The organism is Streptomyces sp. NPDC040622, assembly GCF_055593965.1.
In genome coordinates, this window is the sequence record NZ_JBVIXD010000003.1 from 790000 (window position 1) to 815494 (window position 25495).

General features: G+C 73.1%; 15 protein-coding genes and 1 riboswitch. Of the genes, 8 read left to right on the plus strand and 7 right to left on the minus strand.

The window, feature by feature from the left end; translation table 11 throughout:
* The first annotated feature begins 140 nt into the window (after window positions 1-140).
* The 3 genes from ACZ592_RS12050 (at window position 141) to ACZ592_RS12060 (ending at window position 3987) form a co-directional block, all read left to right on the plus strand.
* Window positions 141-1283, plus strand: coding sequence for a PP2C family protein-serine/threonine phosphatase (locus ACZ592_RS12050; protein ID WP_471581376.1), 1143 nt, complete (start codon window positions 141-143; stop codon window positions 1281-1283).
* 221 nt (window positions 1284-1504) lie between these two features.
* Window positions 1505-1652, plus strand: a riboswitch (cyclic di-AMP (ydaO/yuaA leader).
* A gap of 11 nt (window positions 1653-1663) precedes the next feature.
* On the plus strand, window positions 1664-2755 hold the full coding sequence (locus ACZ592_RS12055; RefSeq protein ID WP_471581377.1) for a M23 family metallopeptidase: 1092 nt from the start codon (window positions 1664-1666) through the stop codon (window positions 2753-2755).
* Window positions 2756-3042: 287 nt separating this feature from the next.
* Complete coding sequence (locus ACZ592_RS12060; protein WP_471581378.1) at window positions 3043-3987, plus strand: aldo/keto reductase; 945 nt, start codon at window positions 3043-3045, stop codon at window positions 3985-3987.
* Window positions 3988-4004: 17 nt separating this feature from the next.
* Here the strand turns inward: ACZ592_RS12060 and ACZ592_RS12065 are convergent, their stop codons facing one another.
* The 4 genes from ACZ592_RS12065 to ACZ592_RS12080 all read right to left on the minus strand — a co-directional run bounded on the left by ACZ592_RS12065 (window position 4005) and on the right by ACZ592_RS12080 (window position 9944).
* Window positions 4005-5462 carry a PrsW family intramembrane metalloprotease gene (locus ACZ592_RS12065; protein ID WP_471581379.1) on the minus strand — a complete coding sequence of 486 codons (1458 nt, stop codon included), beginning with the start codon at window positions 5460-5462 and terminating at the stop codon, window positions 4005-4007.
* Window positions 5463-5540: 78 nt separating this feature from the next.
* Window positions 5541-6281: a tRNA (guanosine(46)-N7)-methyltransferase TrmB gene (gene trmB / locus ACZ592_RS12070; RefSeq protein ID WP_471581431.1), complete on the minus strand. Its 741-nt coding sequence runs from the start codon at window positions 6279-6281 to the stop codon at window positions 5541-5543.
* A gap of 722 nt (window positions 6282-7003) precedes the next feature.
* Window positions 7004-8236: an L-2-hydroxyglutarate oxidase gene (gene lhgO, locus ACZ592_RS12075; protein ID WP_471581380.1), complete on the minus strand. Its 1233-nt coding sequence runs from the start codon at window positions 8234-8236 to the stop codon at window positions 7004-7006.
* 265 nt (window positions 8237-8501) lie between these two features.
* On the minus strand, window positions 8502-9944 hold the full coding sequence (locus ACZ592_RS12080) for an MFS transporter (RefSeq protein ID WP_471581381.1): 1443 nt from the start codon (window positions 9942-9944) through the stop codon (window positions 8502-8504).
* Window positions 9945-10830: 886 nt separating this feature from the next.
* On the opposite strand from ACZ592_RS12080, the gene ACZ592_RS12085 reads away from it, so the two are divergent.
* Window positions 10831-12915: an asparagine synthase-related protein gene (locus ACZ592_RS12085; RefSeq protein ID WP_471581382.1), complete on the plus strand. Its 2085-nt coding sequence runs from the start codon at window positions 10831-10833 to the stop codon at window positions 12913-12915.
* Window positions 12916-13046: 131 nt separating this feature from the next.
* Window positions 13047-16475 (plus strand): AfsR/SARP family transcriptional regulator, encoded by a 3429-nt coding sequence (locus tag ACZ592_RS12090; protein WP_471581383.1) that lies wholly within the window; start codon window positions 13047-13049, stop codon window positions 16473-16475.
* A 10-nt stretch (window positions 16476-16485) separates the two neighbouring features.
* Here the strand turns inward: ACZ592_RS12090 and ACZ592_RS12095 are convergent, their stop codons facing one another.
* Both ACZ592_RS12095 and ACZ592_RS12100 read right to left on the minus strand, forming a co-directional pair.
* Window positions 16486-18546, minus strand: a complete 2061-nt coding sequence (locus ACZ592_RS12095) for a sigma-70 family RNA polymerase sigma factor (RefSeq protein WP_471581384.1) — start codon at window positions 18544-18546, stop codon at window positions 16486-16488.
* Between the two features lie 219 nt (window positions 18547-18765).
* Window positions 18766-19536, minus strand: a complete 771-nt coding sequence (locus tag ACZ592_RS12100) for a TetR/AcrR family transcriptional regulator (RefSeq protein ID WP_471581385.1) — start codon at window positions 19534-19536, stop codon at window positions 18766-18768.
* 373 nt (window positions 19537-19909) lie between these two features.
* On the opposite strand from ACZ592_RS12100, the gene ACZ592_RS12105 reads away from it, so the two are divergent.
* Both ACZ592_RS12105 and ACZ592_RS12110 read left to right on the plus strand, forming a co-directional pair.
* Window positions 19910-21304 carry an NAD(P)/FAD-dependent oxidoreductase gene (locus ACZ592_RS12105; RefSeq protein ID WP_471581386.1) on the plus strand — a complete coding sequence of 465 codons (1395 nt, stop codon included), beginning with the start codon at window positions 19910-19912 and terminating at the stop codon, window positions 21302-21304.
* Window positions 21305-21469: 165 nt separating this feature from the next.
* Entirely contained in the window at window positions 21470-23167 is a 1698-nt protein-coding gene (locus tag ACZ592_RS12110) for an ATP-binding SpoIIE family protein phosphatase (RefSeq protein WP_471581387.1), read from the plus strand.
* A 54-nt stretch (window positions 23168-23221) separates the two neighbouring features.
* Here ACZ592_RS12110 and ACZ592_RS12115 read toward each other — a convergent pair whose 3' ends face one another.
* Window positions 23222-24493: an MFS transporter gene (locus tag ACZ592_RS12115; protein ID WP_471581388.1), complete on the minus strand. Its 1272-nt coding sequence runs from the start codon at window positions 24491-24493 to the stop codon at window positions 23222-23224.
* Between the two features lie 134 nt (window positions 24494-24627).
* Between ACZ592_RS12115 and ACZ592_RS12120 the strand changes: the two genes are divergently transcribed.
* A complete protein-coding gene (locus ACZ592_RS12120; protein ID WP_471581389.1) occupies window positions 24628-25176 on the plus strand; it encodes a MarR family winged helix-turn-helix transcriptional regulator in 549 nt (182 codons plus the stop codon).
* Window positions 25177-25495 lie beyond the last annotated feature (319 nt).

Consider the following 25495-nt stretch of genomic DNA (forward strand, 5'->3'; position numbering starts at 1 on the left):
CCCGGCCCGCCCTCGGGCCCGTCCGCCCGGCCCGCCCGTCCGCCTAACCCGGTCGGCCCACACCAGGTCGCACCCTTCCCCCGCTGCGGGAACCCTGAGTGGAGCGCGGTCATGGGCGCGGAGTCGGCGGGAGACAAGCGGTGGGGCAGCGAGGAGGAACGGACAACAACGGTGTCGCCGCGCACGAGCGGACCTTCGTGCGGGCGCTGCCCCTCCTGCTCCTCGTCGTCGGTGTCGTGTACGACTCGACGACGCCGCCGGAGTTCACCGCCGCCCCCCTCTTCACGGCCGCCCCTCTGATCGCGGCCCCCTTCTACTCCCGGCTCAACACCGTCCTGACCGGCGCGGCGGCCACCGGAGCCGTGCTCTTCCTGCACTACGGCAACTCGGTCAGCAGCCACGTCGAGGCCGTCACCGAGGTGATCACGGTCGTCACCGTCGCGGCCCTCGCGATCGTCATCAACCGTGTCGTGCGGCGCGGCAACGACCGGCTCGCCATCGCCCGCTCCATCTCCGAGGCCACCCAGCGCGCCGTGCTGCCCGAGCCGGATCCGCGCATCGGCGGGCTCGACATCGCGGCGCGGTACGAGGCGGCGCAGGCCGACGCGTTCATCGGGGGTGATCTGTACGCGGTGCAGGACACCCCGCACGGCGTACGGCTCATCGTCGGAGACGTCCGGGGCAAGGGCATGGGCGCGGTCGCGGCGGTCGCCGTCGTCATCGGCGCCTTCCGGGAGGCCGCGGAGCAGGAGGCCACCCTGGAGGCGGTGGCGCAGCGCCTGGAGCGGGCCCTCGCGCGCGAGGGCACCCGGCGCGAGGGGCTCGACGCCTTCGAGGGGTTCACCACCGCCGTCCTCGCCGAGATCCGGCACGGCGAGGGCGTCGTACGGCTGGTCAACCGCGGGCATCCCCCGCCGCTGCTGCTGCGTGGCGACGGACGTCTGTGCGTCCTGTCGGCGAGCGAGCCTGCGCTGCCGCTCGGCATGGGCGACCTCGGGGTCTGGCCGGACCGGGCGGACGAGACGGACTTCCCGCCGGGCGCGCTGCTGCTCTTCTACACGGACGGCCTGTCGGAGGCGCGCGACGCGGCGGGGGTCTTCTACGATCCCGCGACCCGGCTCGGCGGCCGGATCTTCCCCGGCCGCGCGGGGCCGCACGCGCTGCTCGCCGCACTCGCCGAGGAGGTCAGGCGGCACACCGGGGGCGGCATGACGGACGACATGGCGCTGCTCGCGGTGCGGCGGCCGCTGGCCGGCGAGGCAGAGGTCACCACCGGTGACTGAGGCACACCCCTCCGCACAAAGACTGACGCACTGTCAAGGGAATGTGAAGCTCCGGTGTGTGAAGAGGCGGGGTCAACTCGCCCCGTTCACCCACCCCGTGTCCCGTTACGTACAGCCGATGAGCGTTAACGATCAACTGGAACGGCTTGGAATACAGAGGTGCTGTCTATTAACGTTCGATAACGCAGCGCGGTCGTCCCAGCCGTCACTAGAGGCGGCTCCGTGCGCATGCGCCTAATCCCGCAAGGGAGCCGGGGAACCACCAACATGGGGTGAATCGGGCATCTGTGCCTTCGTGCCAGGTGTTCGTAGGAGACCTTCCTGCTCCGAACCCGTCAGCTAACCCGGTAGGCGAGAAGGAAGGAAAGGAGTGCGCCCCAGTGGCGTCCAACCGGCCTGCCCCCCAAGCCGTGTACATACCGAATGACGACGACTTCGGTACGTACCACCAGGGTCCTGACGAGGGCTCTTTCGAGGAGTGGAACCCCACAGAGGATTCCGTCCGACCCGTCCGCGGCAGGCACCGTGTGCACAAGAAGGGCGGCGGCGGGCTCGCCCGCAGCTCCACCGTCCTCGGCGTGGGCGTCATCGCCGCCGTCGGCGCGGGCGGCATCGCCACCGCGCAGGACGGCAAGCCGCCGGTCTCCATCTCGATGCCCGACCTGCCGGGTGTCGACGCCGTCGCCGACTCGCTGCCGGAGGCCAAGTCCCTTCCCGGCGTCGGTGCGTTGATATCCGGCGACGACTCGTCGCAGACCACGACCGCCGCCGCGGCGGCCCCGCTCAGCGCCGCCGGTGTCAGCACCGCCGACGCCGAGCAGGGCACCACCGACGCGGGCGAGGCGCTGCGGGCCCGCATCATGCAGCAGGCCGAGAACCAGCAGCACCAGGCCGACAGCGCCGTGCAGAGCGCCGCCGAGGACGCCGCCGTCAAGAAGGCGGCCGAAGAGGCCGCCGCGCAGCAGAAGTCGGCCGAGAAGGAGGTGGCGGCCAAGGCCGCCGCCAAGAAGAAGAAGGAAGAGGAGGCCCGGAAGGCCAAGGCCGAGGCCGAGCGCCTGGCCAAGCTCGCCAAGAGCTACGCCATCCCCACCTCCTCGTACACCCTCACCTCGCACTTCGGCGACTCCGGCGCCATGTGGTCCTCCGGCCACCACACCGGCCTGGACTTCGCGGCGCCCACGGGCACCCCGCTCAAGGCCGTGCACACCGGCACCGTGAAGGAAGCCGGCTGGGCGGGCGCGTACGGCTACCGCACCGTGCTCGAACTCGAGGACGGCACGGAGATCTGGTACTGCCACCAGTCCTCGCTCAATGTCAGCGCGGGCCAGAAGGTCACCACGGGCGAGGTCATCGGCCGTGTCGGCGCGACCGGCAACGTCACCGGGCCGCACCTCCACATGGAGGTCCACACGCCCGGCGGCACGGGGATCGACCCGCTGGGCTGGCTGCAGGGCAAGGGCCTCAACCCGTAAGGCGTGAGCCCCAGCCCGTACCCGCAATCCGCGGGGCACTCGGATCCCTCAGGACACTCGGATCCCGTAGGCACTCGGATCCCGTAGCCACTCGGATCCCTTAGGACACCTGGAACTCCGGTGGTCCTGGCGACAACCCCCCGACGCCAGGGCCGCCGGTTCCTCGTCCCCGCCCGCGGACGCGGCATGCGACGGCGCGACCTGCGCGCCTGACGTGCACCCGGCCGGCGCCCCCACGGTTGGCGCTTACACGGAATTCCGCTTCCCGCAGGCGCGTTGAACACCTTATGACCTCTCTTCGCTCCCTCGGCTCATCCGACCTCGAAGTCTTCCCGCTCTCCCTGGGCGGCAACGTCTTCGGCTGGACCGCAGACCGGACCGCGTCCTTCGCCGTCCTGGACGCCTACACCGCCGCGGGCGGCAACTTCATCGACACCGCCGACGCCTACTCCGCCTGGGTGGACGGCAACGAGGGCGGCGAGTCCGAGACCCTCATCGGCGAGTGGCTGGCCGAGCGCGGCAACCGCTCCGACGTCGTCGTCGCCACGAAGGTCGGCTCCCACCCCGCGTACAAGGGCCTCTCGGCGACCACCGTCAAGGCCGCCGCCGACGCCTCCCTGCAGCGCCTGGGCACCGACTACATCGACCTGTACTACACGCACTTCGACGACACGTCGGTCCCCGTCGAGGAGATCATCGGCGCCCTCGACGACCTGGTGCGGGCGGGCAAGGTGCGGGCCATCGCGGCTTCCAACATCAGCCCCGAGCGGCTCCAGGAGTCCCTGGACTTCTCCGACCGCGAGGGCCTCGCCCGTTACGTCGCGCTGCAGCCGCACTACAACCTCGTCTCCCGCGACACCTACGAGGGCCCGCTCCAGGAGATCGCCTCGCGCTCCGGCCTCGCCGCCGTCCCCTACTTCGCGCTCGCGGCCGGCTTCCTGACCGGCAAGTACCGTCCGGGCGCGCAGGTCGACAGCGCGCGCAGCGGACGCGTGGAGCAGTACGTGGGCAGCGAGCGGGGCGACCGCGTCCTCGCCGCGCTCGACGAGATCGCCGGGGAGCGCGGCATCCAGGCCGCGTCCGTGGCGCTCGCCTGGCTGGCGGCCCAGCCCACCGTGGCGGCGCCGATCGCCTCCGCCCGCACGGTCGAACAGCTGCCCGCGCTGCTCGCGGTGGCGGAGCTGGAGCTGACGGAGGCGGAGCTCGCACGGCTGACGGCTGCGTCCGCCTAGTTGGCTCGGGCCGGCCCCTAGGGGCGATAGGGGTTGTACGCGGGATAGCCGTACCCGTACCCGTACCCATAGCCGTACCCGTGGGCGGGGTGGCCGTAGGCCGGGTAGGGCTGCGGCTGCCCGTGCGAGGGCTGTGCGTGCGGGGGCTGCCCGTGCGGGGGCTGTGCGTATGAGGGCTGTCCGTAGGGGGCGGCGGGGCCGTAGGGGGACTGGCCGTATCCCGCAAACCCCCCGTACGGCATCGGGGGCATGGCCGGGGCCGTCGCCTGCGCCGCGTAGGCGAGGGCGGGGCGGGCCGGCTCGCGGCGCTCCCAGAGCTCTTCGAGCAACTCCCGCTCGCGTACGACGAAGTCGGCGCCCGCACGGCCGCGGCGGCCCCGGTGGCGCAGGAACGCCAGCGACGTCGCGTAGGTCTGGTACTCCGCGACCGTGCGGGCCGCGTCCTTGCCCCAGGTGTACGAGGCGTAGTCGCGGGCCAGCGAACGGGCGCGCATCGAGCCGAGCGCGTACGGCTCGGGGAGGGTGAGCCAGCCGGCCGCCGCGTACACGGGCAGCTCGGCGCGGATCATGCGCAGTTCGCGCTGCCGGGTCCAGACGGCCAGCCAGGTCAGCAGGCCGAACGCCGGGAGCATGAAGAGGGCGTACACGGTGAAGAAGCCGTACTGCCCGAAGACCGCCGAGCCGTTCCACAGCGCGTGCATGCCCATCGCGAGCAGCAGCCCGACAACCGGGATCAGCACCCGGCGCGGGAGGTGGCGCTCGACGGACAGCGTGGCGGCGATGCCGAAGCCGATGCCGGTCAGGACCGTGAACAGCGGGTGCGCGAACGGGGACATGACCACGCGTACGAAGAAGGTCGCGGCCGTCACGGAGGCGAGGCCGCTCTCGCGGCTGAGCTGGTCGGTGACGAAGGCGTTGCCCAGGTAGAGGATGTTCTCGGTGAACGCGAAGCCGGTCGCGGTCACCCCCGCTATGACGACGCCGTCGACGATGCCCGTGAAGTCGCGTCTGCGGAAGAGGAAGACGAGCAGCACGGCCGCGGCCTTCGCGCTCTCCTCCACGATGGGGGCGATCACGGTCGCGCCGAGGGTGTCGGCGCTGGTGGGGTCGGCGGTGGCGGTGGCTATCCAGCGGATCGCGAAGCTGTTCGCGACGATCGCGACGAGCGCGGCCGCGCAGGCCCCCCAGGAGAAGCAGAAGAGGACGTTCCGCCAGGGGCCCGGCGCCACGCGGTCGAGCCAGCGGAACGCGGCGACCAGCAGCGGCACGGGCACGGTCGCGAGGCCGAGCCCGACCAGGAAGCCCTCCGTGCCGGTCTGCTCCCTGACCAGGGCCAGGATCACCAGGCCGGAGAGGGCGAGCAGCGTGACGAGCGCGGCCACGCGTATCGCCCGCCGCTGCCACCAGCGGACACGGCGCAGCTCCCCCGGGGCGGGCGCCTCGGGGGGTATCGGATACGGAGGACTGATGGCCACGCGTTGACCCTAACGAGGGATGGGGTTGGCCGCGACGGTGCCTCGGCCTCGGCCTCGGCCTCGGCCTCTGCCTCGGCCTCAGTGTCCCTGCGGTGCGCTCCGGCGGAACAGCAGGTCGTGGACGACGTGGCCCTTGTCCAGGCCCTGGCCCTCGAAGCGGGTGAGGGGGCGGAAGGCGGGGCGGGGCGCGTACCCGCCGTCGGCCTGGGTGTTCTCGAAGTCGGGGTGCGCGGTGAGCACCTCGAGCATCTGCTCGGCGTACGGCTCCCAGTCGGTCGCGCAGTGCAGCAGCGCGCCGGGCTTGAGGGAGGGCGCGGCCAGCGTCAGGAACTCCGGCTGGATCAGGCGGCGCTTGTGGTGGCGGGCCTTGGGCCAGGGGTCGGGGAAGTAGACGCGCAGGCCGTCGAGCGAGGCGGGCGGGAGCATCTCGCGGAGCAGGATGATCGCGTCGCCGTTGGCCACGCGGACGTTGCGCAGGCCGTTCCGCTCGGCGAGGCCGAGGAGATTGCCCTGACCCGGGGTGTGCACGTCGACGGCGAGGATGCCGGTGCCCGGGTCGTCGGCGGCCATCTGGGCGGTGGCCTCGCCCATCCCGAACCCGATCTCCAGGACGACGGGCAGCTCCGGATCGCCGAAGAGCGCGCCGAGGTCCAGCGTGCGCAGCCCGTCGATGTCCAGCCCCCACGAGGGCCAGAGCCGCCGCAGGGCATCTTCCTGGCTGGTGGTCACCCGGCTCCGCCGAGGCTGAAAACTACGGATCCGCCGCTCGTGGTGCGACCCCGCGGGATCGGGCGAGGGCCCCCCGGGAAACCGAGGCACGGCCTGCGGCCGCCCCCCGACCCGGGAGACATCGGCATCGCTCGGCGACGGGGCATCGGGGGTGATGGATGAGTCAGACACAGTGCGGCAATTTTAGAGGAGACAGAGGACGACATTCCCCGCCCTGGGCCGGGGTGCCGGTGCGGGTTCGGTGCTCAGGGGCGCGGGGAACTGCGCGCTCAGCGAGATGCGGCCGGCAGGTGGGTGGAGAGCTCCGGCAAGGGCTGGTGCGCCGGTGCGGGTCGGCTTTCCAGGGGCGCGGGGAACTGCGCGCTCAGCGAGATGCGGCCGGCAGGTGGGTGGAGAGCTCCGGCAGGGGCCGGTGCGCCGGTGCGGGTCAGCTTTCCAGGGGCGCGGGGAACTGGGCGCTCAGCGAGATGCGGCCGGCAGGTGGGTGGAGAGCTCCGGCAGGGGCCGGTGCGCCGGTGCGGGTCGGCTTTCCAGGGGCGCGGGGAACTGCGCGCTCAGCGAGATGCGGCCCGCAGGTGGGGCGGAGAGCTCCGGGAGGCGCCGGGGGACCGGGGCGTCGGTGCGGGTTCGGTGTTCGGGGGCGCGGGGAACTGCGCGCTCAGCCACACACGACCCGCAGCAGAGCCAGAGAGCCCAGTGCTAGGACCCAGTGCCAGGGCCCAGCGGTGGCCCCGCCCACCCGCAGGGTCCCGCCCACCCGCAGGGTGCCGCCCACCCGCAGGGTCCCGCCCACCCGCAGGGTGCCCACACAGTCAGCCCAAGGCCCAGGGGCCAGAAGCCCGCAGGACCTCCAACGCCCGCCGAGCGACCTCCCTGCCCACAGGGAGAGACGCCGTGGCCGCCGGCGACGGCGCGTTCAGCACGTGGACCGTCCGCGCCCCCTCGCGTATGAGGAAGTCGTCGACCAGCGTGCCGTCGCGCAGGACGGCCTGGGCGCGGACCCCGGCGGGAGCCGGCACGAGGTCGTCGGGCCCGACCGCGGGCAGCAGCCTCCGCACCGCCGAGGTGAACGCGGACTTGGACGCGGAGCGGAGCAGCTCGCCCGCCCCGTACCGCCAGTGGCGGCGGGCCAGGTGCCAGGAGCCGGGCCACCCGAGGGTCCCGGCGAGCTCGCGGGGGCGGACGACCGACCAGTCGTACCCCTCGCGGGCCAGCGCGGGGACCGCGTTCGGCCCGACGTGGACGCCGCCGTCGATGCCCCGGGTGAGGTGGACTCCGAGGAAGGGGAAGGAGGGGTCGGGTACGGGATAGACGAGGCCCCGCACCAGCTCGGGGCGGGCCAGCTCGAAGTACTCCCCCCGGAACGGGACGATCCGCATCCCCGGATCGTCCCCCGTGCGCCGCGCGATCTCGTCGCAGTGCAGCCCCGCGCAGTTCACCAGGACCTTGCCGCGGACCACCGCGCCGTCGGCCGTGCGGACCGCGACGCCGAGGTCGGGTCGGCGGTCGATGTGGACGACCTCGCCGCCCGCGCCGTAGCGGATCTCGGCGCCGGAGACGTCGGCCAGGTGCGCGGCCACCGCCCCGTAGTCGCAGATCCCGGTCGTGCCCACGTGGATGGCGGCGAGCCCGCGGACCTCCGGCTCGTGCTCGGTGATCTGGGCGGGGCCCAGCTCGCGCACCGGGATGCCGTTCTCCCTGCCGCGCTGGACGAGGGAGTGCAGGCGGGGGAGCTCGGAGCGCTCGGTGGCGACGATCAGCTTGCCGGTGACCTCGTGCGGAATGTCGTACTCCGCGCAGAACTTGACCATCTCGGCGGCGCCGCGGACCGCGTACTTCGCCTTGAGGGAGCCCGGGCGGTAGTAGATCCCGCTGTGGATCACACCGCTGTTGCGGCCCGTCTGGTGCCGGGCGGGGCCCGGCTCCTTCTCCAGGACGGTGATCCGTGTGCCGGGGGCGGAGCGCGTGAGGGCATACGCCGTCGCGAGCCCGACGATGCCCCCGCCGATCACCAGCACGTCGCAGTCGTACGCGACCTTCTTCACCGCGCCTCACCTCCCACCACAGATAGTGCCCTGCGCCACTGACAACGCCGCCAAACCTCGGGCGCCCGATCCTTCCTCCGCCGCTACGCGCCGGTTCACCCGGGCCCGCCCTCCCGTTCACCCACCGCGCCGCCCGGAGCCGGGCCACCGCCCCCGTCCCCCGGGACGTCGCGGGGCACGGGGGCGGGCGGGAGCGTGCGGGAGTCCGCCGGACCTGCGCGGCCCACGCGGCCTGAGCAGCCCACGCGACCGATGCCCACCCGGCCTACGCGGGAGCCATCAGCAGCGGCCGCGCCCGCTCGCGGAGCTCCACCACGCGTGGCTCGTCGCCGTACGGCTCCAGGCGGTGCAGCAGGTCCTTCACGTACTCCGTGGTGCGCGCCGACGAGATCCGCCCGGCGACCTCCAGCGCGCGCGTGCCCTGCTCGCAGGCCGCGTCGAGGTTCCCGGACTCCAGCTCGGCGACCGCCGACACCACGAGCCGCAGGCCGTGCGAGCGCACGAACTCCTCCGTGGGCCTGGACAGCGCCTGCTCGGTGAAGCGCCGCACCTGCCGGGGCGCCTTCAGGTCGCGGTAGCACTCGGCCGCGTCGGCGGCGAAGCGGTCGTATCCGTAGAAGCCGAGCCAGGACGGGTCGTGGTCGCCGTCCCTGGCCCGCTCCAGCCACCCTTCCGCGGCCCGCAGCGCCGCCCCCGCGGCCTGCGCGTCGTTGGCACGCGCGTGTGCCCGTGCCTCGACGAGACGGAAGAAGCTCATGGTGCGGGCGGTGGCCAGGCCCCTGTTGCGCTCCAGGGCGGCCTGCGCGAGGTCGACGCCCTCGTCCCCGAAGCCGCGGTACGTCGCCTGGAGGGACATGGACGCCAGGACGTACCCCCCAAGGGGCACGTCGGCCGCCGCGCGGGCGAGCCGCAGCGCCTGGATGTAGTAGCGCTGGGCGGCCTCCTGCTGGCCGGTGTCGAAGGCCATCCACCCCGCGAGGCGCGTCAGTTCGGCCGATGCCCCGAACAGCGCGCGGCCGACCTCGTCGGAGTACGAGCCGAGCAGCAGGGGGGCCGCCTCGACCCGCAGGCACTCCGGGACCATCGAGGAACGCCAGTCGCCGCCCCCGTACTTGGAGTCCCAGCGCCGGGCGTCCTCGGCGGCCTCCCGCAGCTTCAGCACGTCGCTGTGGCCGACCTTCATGGGCGCGCCGTCGTCGCTGGGCACGACGTCGCGCGGCACCTCGCGCGAGACGTCCCGTGCGACGGAGCTGTCCGCCGGGGTTATCAGCCAGCGCGACGCGGGCGTCGCGTAGGCGCTCACCGCGAAGGAGCCCGCCAGGGACTGCCAGATGCCGCCGCCCGCGCGCCGGCCCGCCAGGTCGAGGCGGTACAGCTCGGTCGCGGACTTCACCGCCGCTCCGACGTCCCGGGGGAAGGCGAGGCCCACCTCCGGCGCGGGGTCGGCGTCCGCGAGGCCGATCTCGTGCAGCGGCACGGGGCGGCCGAGCTTCTGTCCGATGGCCGCCGCGATCAGGTGCGGGGCGGCGCCCTGGGGCACCATGCCCTTGGACACCCAGCGGGCCACCGATGTCTTGTCGTAACGGAGCGTCAACCCGCGTTGAGCGCCGAGGTCGTTGACCCGGCGGGCGAGTCCCGCATTGCTGATTCCCGCGAGGGCGAGAACGGTGCCGAGCTTTTCGTTCGGCCCGCGTTGCTCCCTGGACATGCGCCACCCCTCGACACAGACGGCTGCCGGGCGGTGCCTGGACCGCGCGGCATTCGTGCTGCGTTCCCCCGGGGGCAGGGTCACCCGCCGTCCCGGTCGCCGTGACGTGAGCCACGGCCACCCGAACCGGGCCGACGCGCACGACGGTCCCGGGCGTCGCGCCCAGGGCCCCGCGCGCGGTGGCCGGAATAGCGGCCGCAAGAGCGTTTGGCCGATCCTCCAGGTATATGCCTCCGCGAAAACATCAGCACACACAGCGTAGTTCGCCGCATCCCAAGCGTTAAGAGGCCCAGTTCCGGATGGCGAGATTGTTGTCCGTGCGGAAGCGCGCGGACGCCGATGCGTGCTCCCGTTGTGTGGCCGTGCGCCCGTGTGTGCGCTCTTCTCCGGCCATGTCGGGAGCGCTTCCATTGGCGATGCGTGGGTCGGCCCGCTGCGCTGGAGTCAGTGGGCTGGGGGACACCGCCGCCTCCATCCCCGCGGGCGGCGGACCGGTCCGGGAGGCGAACGCCGCCTCCCGGGCTGTGTGTTGCCTTCGAACGGTTCCGTTCTGGGCCCATCACAGGCCGATTTGGCCGAAAAGCGCCCATGGGCGAGGGTGGACATTTCGCCCATGGAGGCGCTGTGCGCGCCCTTCGAAGGGGTCGGGCACACCGTACACACAGGGCGTGCGCGAGGCGTCCGCAAGGAGAGGGCGGTCGTTCAGCCCTTCAACAACCGCCCTCCCAGGGTGGATTCGCCGCCGCCGAAGCGGCCCCGCAGGCCTTCCCGTGCGCCTCCTTCGTGGCAGCATGGGACCCCAGTTCTTCGGTGCACCGGTCGGCCGTGCCCGACGGCGCTTCGGCAGCGGTCCGTCGGCGGCCGTCCACAGCCTGTGGAGGCAGCGATGCGGTGGTTGGTGGGGTGGAGCAGTACCACCGCGAGATCCACGGTGCCGGGCTCGGCCGGAGCGACCGGCGACGACGGCGAGACCGTGCGTCCCGTGGGTTCCCAACTCCTGTGGGGCGACCCAGATCCGCTCTGGGCGGTCGGCGACTGGCGCGCCGACGAAGTACGGACAGTGACGGCCGACGAGCAGACCCGCATCGCCGTCCTCGGCACCTGCGGAGCCTCCGACGAGGAGCTGCGGGTCGGCCTCTTCGCCGCGCGCGGCGGCGCCCTGCGCCACCTCACCGCCTGGTCCGGCAGTTACACGGCGGTCGTCCAGGTCGGCCGCCGCGTCATGATCGCCGGAGACCTCGCGGGTGCCCGCCCCGTCTTCTACACGCCCTGGGCGGGCGGCTCGGCCTACGCGACGGCCGCACTGCCGCTCGCCGACCTCATCGAGGCCCACCTGGACATCGGCCACCTCGCGGCGCTGCTCGCCGCCCCCGACGTACCCGAGGCCCTGCACGACTCCACGCCGTACCAGGGCGTGCGGCGCGTGCCACCGGGGCACGCGCTGATCCTGCGCGCGGGCGCACGGGAGATCGCCGGGTACGAACCGGTGGCCTCGCTGGCCGTCGCGGCACCCCCCAAAGACGCGGACAGCGCCGTGGACGGCGTCCGGGACGCCCTCGTCGAGGCGGTACGCACCCGCCTCACCGCCCCGCGCCACGTCCCCGGCACGGACGTCGACCCCGGCCCGGTCCCCGGAATGGGCCCCGCCGAACGACGCGCGGCCCGCGGCATGCCGGTGCCCGGCATCGGAGCCGACCTCTCCGGAGGACCCGCGTCGGGAACCCTCGCCCTCCTCGCGGCCGGTCTGCCGGGGATGCCCGGCACGGTCCTCGGGCACGGCACGGGCGCGGGGGAGCGGCTCCTGGCCGTCACCTTCAACGACCTCGCGGTCAACGGCCGCGAAGCCGAACTGGAACGGGCCGGCGCCATCGCGGCCAACCCGCGCCTGCACCACGTGGTCGTCGCCGCGGGCGAGGACGCCCTGCCCTACGCCGACCTGGACGGGCCGCTGACGGACGAGCCGAGCGCCGTCCTGGTGAGCGCCCAGCGCCACCGCGCCCGGCTCTCCTCGGGCAGCGCCGACCACTTCACGGGCCACGGCGCCCGGCAGGTCCTCGACGCCCACCCGGCGCGCCTCGCCGACCTCCTGATGGACCGCAAGCGGCGCCACATGGTGCGTCCCGTGGCGGCCCTCGCCAAGGCCGACGGCTCGGTGATGGTGCCCGCGCGCGTGTACGGGGCGGCCCGCAAGCTCGCCCGGATGCCGCACCGGGCCGGCGTCGAATCGCTCGCCGACCGGCTGCTGCACCGCCGCTTCGACGAACCGGGCGGCGCCGTGGCCGCCTCGCTCGCCGCCCTCGCCTGGGCCAGGCCCGGCCCCGCCGCACGCTGGCTGACGGGAGAGGCGCTCGCTGAAGTATCGGTTCGCCTGCAGGACACGACGATGCGTCCGGGCGGCCCCGGCCAGCGCCCCGGCGAGTTCCGCGCGCGGGCGGCCCTCGCCCGGCACGCCGCCGACCTGCGCGTCCTGGAACAGGCGGCCGAGGTCCGCTTCCAGCGCCTGCACGCGCCCTTCCTGGACAACCAGGTCGTCCGCGCCTGCAGGGCGCTGCCCGAGGCCCTGCGCGTCCAGCCCGGCGCGCGGGCCGCGATCCTGCGCACCGTCCTGGAGGGCGCCGGGGTCGCCGATTTGCCGCCCGGCTGGGGCGCCCCCTCCCACGCCTCGAACGCGGCCGCCGCCCGCACCGGCCTGCGCATCGCGGTGGACGATCTCATCGCCCTGTTCGACACCCCGCTCCTCGCGCAGGCGGGCCTGGTCGAGGCCCGCGTGGTCCGCAAGGCCCTGCGCTCCGCCGCCGAAGGAGAGCCGCTGCCGCTGGACGGCCTGGCCGACCTGGTCTCCACCGAGCTGTGGCTGCGGCGGCTCCTGTCGCGCAGAGGAACGTGCTGGACCGGGACCCCGGCACGGCAACGAGCGGTTCCTACCGGGAGTGTGGTTCCGGAGAGGGGCGCCCTAGGAGCGGGCCGTTAGCCGTCGGAACGGGGCGTGCGCGTCGACGGACGCGCCCCTGTCGCCGTACTCGGAAGCCTCCCTCGCCCCGGCGACGCACCCTCGGAAAGAAACCCCGCGCCCAGGAGGTCCGGGCCGGGGAGAATGACGTGGTGCGGTACCGAATCCTGGGCGCCACCGAGGCGTACGACGACCGAGGCGCCCCCCTGTCCGTGGGGGGCCAGCGGCTGCGCGCCCTCCTTGCCGCCCTCGCACTCCAGGCGAACCGCACGGCCACCGTCGGCGCGCTGATCGACGAGGTCTGGGCCGACGACCCGCCCGCCGACGCACCCGCCGCCCTGCAGGCACTCGTCGGACGGCTGCGCCGCGCCCTCGGCAAGGACGCCGTCGCGTCGGCCCCCGGCGGCTACCGCCTCACCGTCGCCCCCGAGGACGTCGACCTGCACCGCTTCGAGCGGCTCGCGCGCGAGGGCAGGGCCGCCCTGAACCGCGGCGAGCCCGCACAGGCCGCCCGCGACCTGCGCGAGGCGCTCGCCCTGTGGCACGGGCCCGCCCTCGCCGACCTGCCCGACCGCGCGGCCGCGGCACGGCCCGAGGCCCTGCGTGACGACGTGGTCCGCGCGCGGATCGAGGCGGACCTGGAGCTGGGCCGCGCCTTCGACGTCATACCGGAACTGCGGGAACTGACCGCCGCCCAGCCGTACGACGAGACGCTGCACGCCCTGCTGATCCGTGCCCTGCGCGACGCCGGACGCGGCGCGGACGCGCTCACCGCCTACGAGGACGCCCGCCGCACCCTCGCCGACGGCCTCGGCACCGATCCCGGCCCTGAACTCAAGGCGCTGCATGCGCAGTTGCTCAACGGGTCGGCGCCGCGCCCGCGCGGAGCGCGCGGCGAGGGGGCCGGCCGGGCGGATCAGGATCATGAATCGCGCGGGGCCCGGGAGGCGAGCCGACCCCATCAGCCGCGCAAGCCCCAAGGATCACACCAGTCCCAAGGGTCACGTCAGTCCCAGGAACCGCGCCGGCCCCACGAGCCGAACCACCACCCCGGACCGGCCCACCAGAGGCAGACAGCGCATGCCGAGCGTCCGGAACCCCCCGAGCGTCCGGAACCCCCCGAGCGCAGCGGGAACATCCGCGCCCGCCTGACGTCTTTCGTCGGCCGGGAACCCGAACTCGACGCCATCCGTTCCGACATGCACAGAGCCCGCCTCGTCACCCTCACCGGACCCGGCGGCTCCGGCAAGACCCGCCTCGCCGAGGAAGCCGCCGCCGGGCATCCGCAGGCATGGCTCGCCGAGCTCGCCCCGCTCGACGAACCGAAGGCCGTGCCCGGCGCCGTCGTCAGCGCGCTCAACCTGCGCGAAACCGTGCTGATGACCAGTGAGATGACCGCCCCGCAGGGCGACCCGCTCGCCCTGCTCGTCGAGTACTGCGCCTCGCGCAGCCTGCTCCTGCTCCTTGACAACTGCGAACACGTGATCGGCGCCGCCGCCGAGCTCGCCGAGACCCTCCTCACCCACTGTCCCGACCTCACCATCCTCGCCACCAGCCGCGAGCCCCTGGGCGTGCCCGGCGAGGCGGTGCGCCCCGTGGAGCCGCTCCCGCCCGACCCCGCGCACCGCCTCTTCATCGAGCGGGCCGTCTCGGCGCGGCCCGGCTTCTCGCCGGACGAGGACGTCGAGGCCGTCACCGAGATCTGCCGCCGCCTCGACGGCCTGCCCCTCGCCATCGAACTGGCCGCCGCCCGCCTGCGGTTGCTCACCCCGCGCCAGATCGCCGACCGTCTCGACGACCGCTTCCGCCTCCTGACCAGCGGCAGTCGCACGGTCCTGCCGCGCCAGCAGACCCTGCGGGCCGTCGTCGACTGGTCCTGGGACCTGCTGGACGAGGCCGAGCGGACCGTGCTGCGCGAGGTGTCCGTGTTCGCGGGCGACTGGGACCTCGCGGCGGCGGAGGCAGTCTGCGCCGCGCCCGCCACCGACCCGGTCGGCGCCCTCGTCGACAAGTCCCTGATCGTGGCCGTCCCCGGGGCGCGGGACGGCGACAACGGCATGCGCTACCGCCTCCTGGAGACCATCCACGAATACGCGTCCGAGCGCGCCGCCGAGACCCCGGAACTGCTCGCCGCCGCCGAGGCCCGCCACGCGGCGTACTTCGGCGCCCTCGTCGCCGACGCCGACCCCATGATCCGCTCCGCCGGGCAACTGCCCTGGATCACCCGCCTGGAGACCGAGCTCGACGACATCCGGGCCGCCCTGCAGCGCACGGTCGACGCCGGCGACGCCGAGACGGCGATCACGATGGTGCTGCACACGGGCTGGTTCTGGTGGCTGCGCAACTACCGCAGGGAGGGCGCCGACTGGATGGGCCGCGTCCTGGAGCTCGCGCCCTCCCGGCTGCCCGAGGAGGACGACCCGCTCTACTGGCCGTGGATGAACCTGCGGCTGCTGCACCTGCACCTCGCCTCGGAGGCCGGGCACCCCGAGGTGCCGGTGCACCGCGGTGTCCCGGCCGACCGGGAGTACATCGAAACGCTGCGCGCCGCCTTCGCGCGTGACGTGCCCGAGGCCGCCCGCTTCCCCGGCCTCATCTGGCCCTTCACCGTCTTCCTCACGGACGGCAGCCACGAGGACGCGCTGGAACCGCTGAACCGTACGGTCGAGAACTGCCGCAGGAACGGCACCGACTGGGACCTCGGCGTCATCCTCATGTTCCGCACGCACATGGCCGTCGACATGCCGGGCAACCTCTCGGGCGTCGACGAGGACCTCGCGGAGCTGCGGGAGCTGAGCCGCCGCGTCGGCGACCGCTGGATGCGCGCCCAGGTGTCCAGCGCCGCGGGCGAGGCGGCCATGGCCCGCAGCCACCACGACGAGGCCCGCGCCGAGTACGAGGAGGCGCTGCGCCTCGCCCACGAGGTGGGCGCCTTCGCCGAGGTGCCGTTCCTGCTCGCCAGGCTCGCCGAGATCGCCTACCGCGAGGGCGACGGCGTCGTGGCGTCCAAGGTGCTCGACGAGGCGACCAGGGAGGCCGACCGCTCCGGCGTGACGGACTCCCGCGCCTTCGTACGGCTGCTGCGGGCGCTGATGGCGGTGGGCGAGGGGCGTACCGCCGAGGCCCGCAGGCTCTGCGACGAGGCCCGCGCCGAGTCCGAACACGGCACGCCGCCCCCGCAGTTCGAGGCCGCCCTCGACGGGGTGGAGGCCCGCATCACCGCAGCCGAGTCGGGACCCGCCGCGGGACTCCCGATGGTCATCGCGGCGGTGCGCCGGGCCGTGTCGTCCCAGTGCTCCGAGGTGATCGTGGCCTCCCTGGTGGACTCCGCCGCCACGCTCCTGAGCGAACTGGACGAGCACGCGCCCGCGACCCGTGTGCTCGCCGCCGGCACGTCCCTGCGCAGAGAACGCAGGCGCCCCAAGCCGGAGGCCGCGGACGCCGAGCGGGTGGAGCAGGCGGCCGTCGCCGCACTCGGCCCGGAGGGGTACGAGCGGGAGCGGACCGCGGGCGCCGCGCTGACGACCGACGGGGCGCTCGCCGTCATGGCCGGGGCACTCGCTGCGGAGCCGTCTCCCTGAGGATCCGCGGCTAGCCGCAGGTCATCCGGGACTGCGCCCAGTCCGCGAGCGCCACCGAGTCGAACGGCGTGTGCGGTTCGACGACGAGCCTGACGGTCTTGCGGCCGCTCAGGTTCACCCGCACCGGCACCGCCGGGTCACCGCCCCTCACCAGCGGGGACCGCCACAGCCGCGCCCCGTCCCCGAACACGGAGAAGCGCAGCTTGCCGAGCCCCATCGTCATGTCGTCGACACCCACGACCGCTTCGTACGTCGAGCACTTCCGGTTCAGGTCGATCGTGACGGAGGACCGGCCGTGCACGGTCACACCGTGGGAGTACTTCCTGTCGCCGATCGACAGACCCCAGCGCTGCCACACCCAGCTGCTCTCGCCGAGCCGCATCTCGGGCTCGGTGCCGTCGCCGGTGACGCCGTACCGCAGCTCGTTCCACTGGTAGACCTTCGGGGCGGGCGGCGGCGGGGGCGGCGGTTTCGGGGTCGGCTTCGGCTTCGGCGGTTTCGGCGGCGCGGGCGGCTCGGGCGTGGGCTTCGGAGCGGGCTCGGGCGGCGGCTTCGGCTTGGGCTTCGCCTTGGCGGGCGGCTTCGGCTTCGGCTTGGGGGCGGGCTCGGGCGGCGGCTTCGGTGCGGGCGGCGGCGGAGTGGGCTTCGGCTTCGGGGGCGGCGGCTTCTGCGGCACGATCGACTCGGAGACCGCGGGCTCCTTGGCCTTCGGCGGGTCGTCCTTGGGCTTGCCGCCGCCCCCGGTGAGGGCGATGGCCGCGGCGACCCCCGCGGCCACGACGACGCTCGCCGCGATCCCGGCCTTCGCCGGCGCGCCGAGCCCCTCGGACGCGGCGGCGCCACCGCCCGCGGCCGACCCCCCGGACGAGCCGCCCGCCGCGGCCGCACCCGCGGCCCCCGCGGCACCGGCGCTGACCGTGCCGCCGCCGATGAGCGCGGCGACCTTCGCGTACCCGGCGGCACCGAACCAGCCGATGACGGCGATCGGGACGACCGCGGGGATGCCGTTGGCGACGTCCTTGATCTGGCCGGCGGCCAGCCGGCACTTGGCGCACTCCTCCAGGTGCTTGCGCAGGCCCCGCTCGGCGCGGGTGCGCAGACCACCGCGGGCGTAGGCGCCGAGCCGGTCGGCGTAGCGCGCGCACTCCTCGCTCTCGGTGAGCGTGGTGCTCACGTGCGCCTGCAGATAGGCCTGTTTGAGGCCCTCGCGGGCACGGCTCGCGAGCACGCGCGTGCCGTTCGCGTCGAGGCCGAAGAGCGTGGCGACGTCGCTCGGCGACTCGTCCTCGACCTCCGTGTGCCACAGCACGGCCTGCCAGCGCTCCGGCAGGCTCCGGAAGGCCTGCATGGCCATCGACTGCTCGGCCTCGTGCATCGCGAGGACGTCCGCGCCGAGGTCCAGGGTGTCGTCGTCGGATACATCCGAGCCGCGCGAGGCCTGGGCGGCGAACACCGCGAAGTCCTCGACCAGTTGCTCCCGCTTCGCCGACTTCGTCCACCCGGCGGCGACCCGCCGCACGGTGGTCAGCAGATAGGCGCGCACGGCGTGCTCGGGCCCGCTGCCGCCGCGCACCGCCTGCAGCATGCGGGCGAACACCTCGGCCGTGAGGTCGTCGGCGGTGTGGGCGTCACGGCAGCAGGTGCGCGCATAGCGGCGCACGGCCTCGGCGTGCCGGCGGTAGAGCTCTTCGTACGCGGAGTCGTCACCGGAGCGCATGCGCGCGATCAAGTCGGCGTCGGACAACGGCACTTCGCCGCCCACCGGCAGCGGGACGACCACGCCGCCCTCGCGCTGCGGGGGCACGCTCGGATCGGCCGCACCGGACGACGCGTCCACGGGGCCCGCCGGGGCGACGCCCGCGCCCGCAGGCGAACCCGCACTGCCGCCGGGCCCGCCCTGGGACGGCACCTGACCGCTCTGGGGCGGCGCCTGACCGATCGAGGGCGGTACCTGGCCGCCCTGGGGCGGTACCTGCCGGGAAGCCGGCCCACCGGACTCCGCACCGGTGCCGCCCGAAGGGGCCTCCTCGCCGAAGCCGGCGGACGACTCGTCCCGACCGTCAACACTCATCGCGGAAAGCCCCCGGTTGCACACTCAGACCCGACCACCGGGAAAGAGTGCCACACAGGTGCGCCCGGGCCGACAGTGAAGACGTTCAACCACCCGTCCGGGGCGACTTCCCGCAACCGAGCACTACCGTTCACCCATTCGGGGAAGGCTCAACCCCCGCTTTGCCACATGGAGTTGAACCCTCCGCCGGACAGGCAGGATCCGGGGCGCGCCGACCGGCTACGAGGGCCGCGACCGCAGGCCCTCGAGCAGGATGTCCAGGAGCCGCGAAGAGGCCGCCGCCTGCTGCGCCGCGTCCGGCAGCGAGGGCGCCGCCGTCGCGATCACGAGCAGCACGTCCGACACCGTCACGTCCGGACGCAGCTCGCCCGCCGCGCGGGCCCGGTCCACGAGGCGGCCGACGACGTCGAGCAGCGTCGCCGCCCCCGCGTCGTCACCCAGCGAGGTCGACTCCTCGACCGGCGCCTGGCGCTGTTCGATCAGACGCAGCTCGGGGGCGTCCGGGGCCGACTGCCGCTGCTGCGGCACCCGCGCCTCGTCCTCCACGGGGGCGCCGTCCTCGACGCTCACCCGCAGCACCTGCGGCGGAAGCAGCCGTCCCGCGCCCGACGCCACGGACGTCCGCAGGAAGCGCGACAGCGCCGACCACGGCTCGTCCTCCTGCCCGAGCGCCGCACGCGCCTGGTCGGTCAGCCGGGAGGTCTCCTCCTCGGCTATCCGCCTGACCAGCACATCCTTGCTCGGGAAACGGCGGTAGACGGTGCCGACACCGACCCGCGCACGGCGCGCCACGTCCTCCATCGGCGCGCCGTACCCCAGCTCGCCGAAGACCTCACGAGCCGCCCTGAGTACATGTTCGAGATTGCGCTGTGCGTCGACACGCAGCGGTGTCGTGCGCGCTCCTTCCCCCATGTCGCGTCCGTTCCCGCTCGGGCCGACGGCTGCCGCCGCCATGCCCGCGGAAGTCCAGTGAGTTTCCTGAATGTGCATACACGTTCCCCCGGTAATGACGTCTCCCCCCGGAGACACTCCCCGCCATTGGCTACCGACGTGTGAGGGGTGAGCCCTTCCGCGAGTCCGGAAACCCGGCTCGACGAGCGCATCCCCCGACACCCCGACGTCACACGAACATAGTTGAGCTGGAGTCAATTCAGAAGAGGCGGGTTCCGCAAGGAACGCCCCCCGATCGGAGTACGCACCTTTTCAGGCCTTATTGAACCCCACCCCCGTACCCCCCTCACACCCACTGACCTGCACACCTTTCCCACCAGGCAACAAATCCGCGAACCGTGGGCGCACGGCGCGTCCGGTCACACAATTTGCCGGGCCTGTGGACAAACTCGGGAGCCGGGTGCGTCATGGGATGGTGAAGGCTGTGATCTCCCGGGGGAGCACCCCCGTACCTCCGGACACTGTGCGCATTCTCGTCGTCGGCGGCGGCTACGTCGGGATGTACACCGCGCTGCGCCTCCAGCGGAAGCTGAAACGCGAGCTCAGGCGGGGTGACGTCGAGATCGTCGTGATCACGCCCGATCCCTACATGACGTATCAGCCCTTCCTGCCCGAGGCGGCGGCCGGATCCATCTCGCCGCGCCACGTCGTCGTCCCGCTGCGCCGCCTGCTCGACAAGTGCCGCCTCGTCATCGGCGAGGTCGCGTCGGTCGACCACGCCAAGCGCACCGCGACCTTCACCACCCTCGCCACCGAGGAGGAGGGCACCGGGGCCGTCCAGATCGCCTACGACGAACTCGTCCTCGCCCCCGGCTCCATCGCGCGCACCCTGCCCATCCCCGGGCTCGCCGAGTACGCCATCGGTTTCAAGACCGTCGAAGAGGCCATCGGGCTGCGCAACCACGTCATCGAACAGATGGACATCGCCTCCTCCACCCGCGACCCCGCCATCCGCGACGCAGCCCTGACCTTCGTCTTCGTCGGCGGCGGGTACGCGGGGGTCGAGGCGCTCGGCGAGCTGGAGGACATGGCGCGCTACGCGTCCCGCTACTACCACAACGTCAAGGCCGAGGACATGAAGTGGATCCTCGTCGAGGCCGCGGGCCGGATCCTGCCCGAGGTCGGCGAGGAGATGGGCAAGTACACGGTGCGCGAACTGCGACGGCGCAATATCGACGTACGCCTGGAGACCCGCCTTGACTCGTGCGAGGACCGCGTCGCCGTCCTCGACGACGGCGCACGCTTCCCCACCCGCACCGTCGTGTGGACGGCCGGCGTCAAGCCTCACCCCGTCCTCGCCGCCTCCGACCTGCCGCTGAACGAACGAGGCCGCCTCAAGTGCACCGCCCGGCTCGCCATCGACGGCACCACGCACGCGTGGGCGGCCGGAGACGCGGCCGCCGTCCCCGACGTCACCGCCGACCGGGACGGTGCCGAGTGCGCGCCCAACGCCCAGCACGCGGTACGCCAGGCCAAGGTCCTCGGCGACAACATCGTCGCCTCCCTGCGCGAGCGCCCTCTCCAGGAGTACACGCACAAGTACGTGGGCTCCGTGGCCTCGCTGGGACTGCACAAAGGCGTCGCGCACGTCTACGGACGCAAGCTGAAGGGCTACCCTGCCTGGTTCATGCACCGCGTCTACCACTTGAGCAGAGTGCCGACCATCAACCGCAAGTCCCGTGTGCTCGCCGAATGGACCCTGTCCGGCCTGTTCAAACGCGAGATCGTCTCCCTCGGATCGCTCGAACACCCCCGTGCCGAGTTCGAACTCGCGGCCGGGGGCGAGCGCCCGAAGGAGTCCTCCTGAACCGAGTCAGGAACTCCCCGCACAGGACCGGCGTCTGACGGATGTCAGTCCGGTCGGTCAGACTGTTCGTGTGACCATGGGCAGGCCGCCAGGCCGACACCAGGGACGTCCGCTCTCGACATGCTGTGTTCCCGATCCAGAAGCGACACCACGAGGCCTACCGCAGTGAACTTCACGCGCTGGAGCGCCCGGCTCCCCGGAACGCAGCGTCGCGCAGCAGCGCGCACCGAACAAGCGGTCGCCGCGGCACCGCGCGGGGACGGCTCCGTCCCCGCGGCCCGCGCCGAACGCCCCTCCGGCGGAGCGGAGACCGGCCCTCCGGACACCGTCGTCCGTACGGTGGGCACCGTCGGCATCGACGAGCTGCCGGTCCGCGAGGTGCTCGACCGCATCCCGGCCCTCGTCGCCCTCGTGCACGGCGCCGACCACCGCATCGCCTACGTCAACGACGCGTACGTCGCCGCCTTCGGACCCCGCCCCGTCGGCGACCCCGCGCGCGTGGCCCTGCCCGAACTGGACGAGCTCGGCCTGCTGCCGCTCCTGGACCAGGTCCTGCGCAGCTCCAAGCCGCGCACCGTCAAGTCCCGCAAGGCACCCTCAGGGCGCTCGTACACCTTCACCTGCACCCCGGTGACCCTGCCGCTCGGCGGCTCCGCGGCGGGACCCGAAGAGGGCGGCGGCGTCCTGGTGTTCGCCGCGGACGTCACCGACCACGCCGAGGCCGCCGAGCGCCTGCGCACCAGCGAGCGCGCCCAGCGCGAGACCGCCGTCACCCTCCAGAAGTCCCTGCTGCCCCAGGAACTGGAGCAGCCCGACGACCTGCGCATCGCCGCCACCTACCAGCCGGGCGGCACGGAGGCCGCGGTCGGCGGCGACTGGTACGACGTGATCACCCTCGGCGGCGGCCGCACCGCCCTCGTCATCGGCGACGTGATGGGCCGAGGCGTGCGCGCGGCGGCCGTCATGGGCCAGCTCCGCACGGCCGTGCGGGCCTACGCCCGCCTGGACCTGCCCCCGCACGAGGTCCTGCAGCTCCTGGACGGCCTCGCCGCCGAGATCGACGCCAGCCAGATCGCCACCTGTGTCTACGCGGTGCACGACCCGAACGAAGGAAGCCTCGTCTACGCGTCCGCGGGGCACCTCCCCATCCTCGTGCGCGACGAGAACGGCACGATCCACCGCGCGGAAGAACCCACGGGACCGCCGCTCGGCACCGGCGGCTGGCTGCACACCTCGGGTTCCGTCCCGCTCGGCCCCGGCTCCACCGCCGTCCTCTACACGGACGGCCTGGTCGAGCGGCGCAGCGAGGACATCGACGAGGGAGTGGCCTCCCTGGAGCGTGCCCTGGCCGGCGCCACCGGCACGCCCCAGGTGGTGTGCGACCGCCTGATCCGCGCCCTGGGGGTGACCGCCGACCACGACGACGACGTCGCCGTCCTGGTCCTCCAGCACCCCGCCCGCACCGGCTCGGACGCGGAACTCTTCCGCAACGCGGCCCTGGAGCTGCTCGGCGGCGTGGAAGCGGCGCCACGCGCGCGTGCCTTCGCCACCGGCGTCCTCGCCAGCTGGCGCTTCTCGCCGGAGCTGCACGATCTGGGCGTCCTCGCCGCCAGCGAACTGGTCGCGAACTCCCTCCAGCACGGCACCCCGCCGATGCGCCTGCGCCTGCGCCGCACCGACCGCCGCCTGATCATCGAGGTCACCGACGGCGACGACCACCTGCCGCGCCGCCGCCGCGCCGAGCCGGCCGACGAGGCGGGACGCGGCATCGCCATCGTCGCCACGATCGCCTCGAACTGGGGCTCGCGCCGCACACCGGGCGGCGGCAAGGCCGTCTGGTGCGAGTTCGCGCTGCCCAAGTAGACGAAAAAGCGCCCCGGGGAGTCTCGGAGACTCCCCGGGGCGCTTCTTCAGGGGTTACGCGTTCGCCGCTGCGGGCTCCGCCGCGGCCGGACCGCCCTGCGCCACCACCGGGCTCTTGGCCAGCGACGGCTGGTTCTGCACCGGGGTGAGCTGCCGTCCCAGGCGCACCGCGAGCACCGTGATGCCCAGCGAGAACAGGATGAACGTCACGATGTACGGCACGTGCAGCGCGGCACCCATCGGCCCGCCCACGGCCGGACCCACCGCGAGAGCGAGCTGCTTCACCAGGGCGAAGGCCGAGTTGTACTGACCGACCATGCCGCCCGGCGCGAGGTCCGCGACCAGCGGCGCGACGGTCGGCGACAGCATCGCCTCACCGAGCCCGAAGAGCGCGTACGTGGAGATGAACGCGGCGGTGGCCATCGCCTGGCTGCCGTGCCCGAGCCCCGCGTACCCCGCGAGGATCCACGCGAACGCCCAGATCAGACCGACGGCGGCGATCACCCGGGACCGCTTGCGCCGCTCGACGAACTTCAGGACCGCGAACTGCGCGATCACGATCATCGCCGTGTTGGCGGCCAGCGCGATGCCGAGCGTCGACGGCGAGATGCCCGCGGCCTCGACGCCGTACGCCGAGAGCCCCGACTCGAACTGCCCGTAGCAGGCGAAGAAGATCACGAAGCCGAGCACGCAGAGCTGCAGCATGGCCTTGTGCTTCAGGAGCGCGCGCATGCCGCCGCGGGGCGCACCGTCCGTGGGCATCGCGTCCTGGATGGACGGCGCGTGCGGCAGCCGTACGGTGAGCGCGATCGCCGCGAGCACCAGGAACATCACGGACTCGATGGAGAACAGCAGCGTGAAGCTGCCCGGCCGGCTCTCGTCGACGATCTGGCCGCCGATGAGGCCGCCGATGCCGAGGCCCAGGTTCTGCAGGAAGAACTGCATCGCGAAGGACCGCGTCCGGGTGGCCGGCGTCGACGACCAGACGATCATCGTCGCGAGCGCGGGCTGCATGACCGCCGTGCCCGCGCCCAGCAGGGCGGCGGACAGGATCGCGGTCGGCTCGCTGTTCGCGAACCCGAGGGCGACCGCGCCCACGGAGGCGACGACCGCCGCGCCCACGAGCACCGGGAGCGGGCCGCGCCGGTCGATGACGCGGCCGGTGATGGGCAGGACGATCAGAGCGGCCATGGCGAAGGCGGCCAGCACGATCCCCGCCGCACTGGCCCCCAGGTCCCGCACCTGCGCCACATAGACGTAGAGGAACGGAACCGTGAACCCGATGCCGAACGCGCTCAGCGCGCTGCCTGCCTGAATACGACGCATCGCTGCGCCCATCGCCCTGGTCACTTTCACCTGCCTTAGGAGTTAGACGTGAAGACTTCGAAGCTAAAGTTAGGATCTAAACAATACACACCGAAGGACTTCGACGCCAAGCGGGCCCGTGCCATACTCGGCCCATGGGTGACACCCCCGGCCCAAGTGAGCCGACACTTGAAGAGCAGATCGCCGCGTACCAGCGGGAGTTCCAGGACCTCGACCCCCAGGTCGAGGAGATCGTCTCGGCCCTCGGCCGCCTGAACCGCCGCATGAACGTCGCCTACGGGCGGCAGACCGCGACCCTCGGCATCAGCAACGCCGAGTGGGAGGTCCTCAAGGCCCTCGTCCTCTCCGGAGCCCCGTACCAAATGGGCCCCGGCGAACTGGCCAAGCGTCTCGGCCTCACCCCGGCCGCGATGACCCACCGGATCGACCGCATGGTGGCGGAGGGTCTGGTCACCCGGGACCGCGACGAGTCCAACCGCGTCCGCGTGATCGTCGAGCTGACCGCGGAGGGCCGCGAGAAGTGGCTGGAGGCGATGCGCCTGGCCACGGTCTTCGAGGAGGACCTCCTCCAGGACCTGTCCCAGGAGGAGCGCGGTGTCCTGGGCGAGGTGCTGACCCGCCTCCTCCACCGCGTGGAGGACGCCCAGCCGGACGCCGGCGGACGCCTCAACGACCTGGCCTGACCCACTGGCCAACGGGCGGCGGGTGGGGGTTGACAGCCACCCGCCCGATCCGTAGAGTTCTTCGGGTTGCCACGGGGCCGTAACGGTTCTTCGGCAGCACCTCCCGCCGCCTGGAGCGGCAAAACAAACTCAGCACAACCTCCCAACGGAACCCGTTCGGCATGCCCGAATTCAATTCCAAGACTCGATTATGAGTCGCCGGGAAAACCCGCTAAAGTTTGAGACGTCGGAACGGCCCAACAGCCGCGAAGACAACGCCCGCTGACTGGGAGTCAGGCCCGAAAGGATCTGATAGAGTCGGACTCGCCGGAAAGGGAAA

Bases quoted from the DNA above. Each gene is read 5' to 3' on its own strand.
- ACZ592_RS12060 (WP_471581378.1), top strand. From the start codon at position 3,043: ATGACCTCTCTTCGCTCCCTCGGCTCATCCGACCTCGAAGTCTTCCCG.
- ACZ592_RS12080 (WP_471581381.1), bottom strand. From the start codon at position 9,944: ATGTCCAGGGAGCAACGCGGGCCGAACGAAAAGCTCGGCACCGTTCTC.
- ACZ592_RS12085 (WP_471581382.1), top strand. From the start codon at position 10,831: ATGCGGTGGTTGGTGGGGTGGAGCAGTACCACCGCGAGATCCACGGTG.
- ACZ592_RS12095 (WP_471581384.1), bottom strand. From the start codon at position 18,546: ATGAGTGTTGACGGTCGGGACGAGTCGTCCGCCGGCTTCGGCGAGGAG.
- ACZ592_RS12100 (WP_471581385.1), bottom strand. From the start codon at position 19,536: ATGCACATTCAGGAAACTCACTGGACTTCCGCGGGCATGGCGGCGGCA.
- ACZ592_RS12105 (WP_471581386.1), top strand. From the start codon at position 19,910: ATGGTGAAGGCTGTGATCTCCCGGGGGAGCACCCCCGTACCTCCGGAC.
- ACZ592_RS12115 (WP_471581388.1), bottom strand. From the start codon at position 24,493: ATGCGTCGTATTCAGGCAGGCAGCGCGCTGAGCGCGTTCGGCATCGGG.
- ACZ592_RS12120 (WP_471581389.1), top strand. From the start codon at position 24,628: ATGGGTGACACCCCCGGCCCAAGTGAGCCGACACTTGAAGAGCAGATC.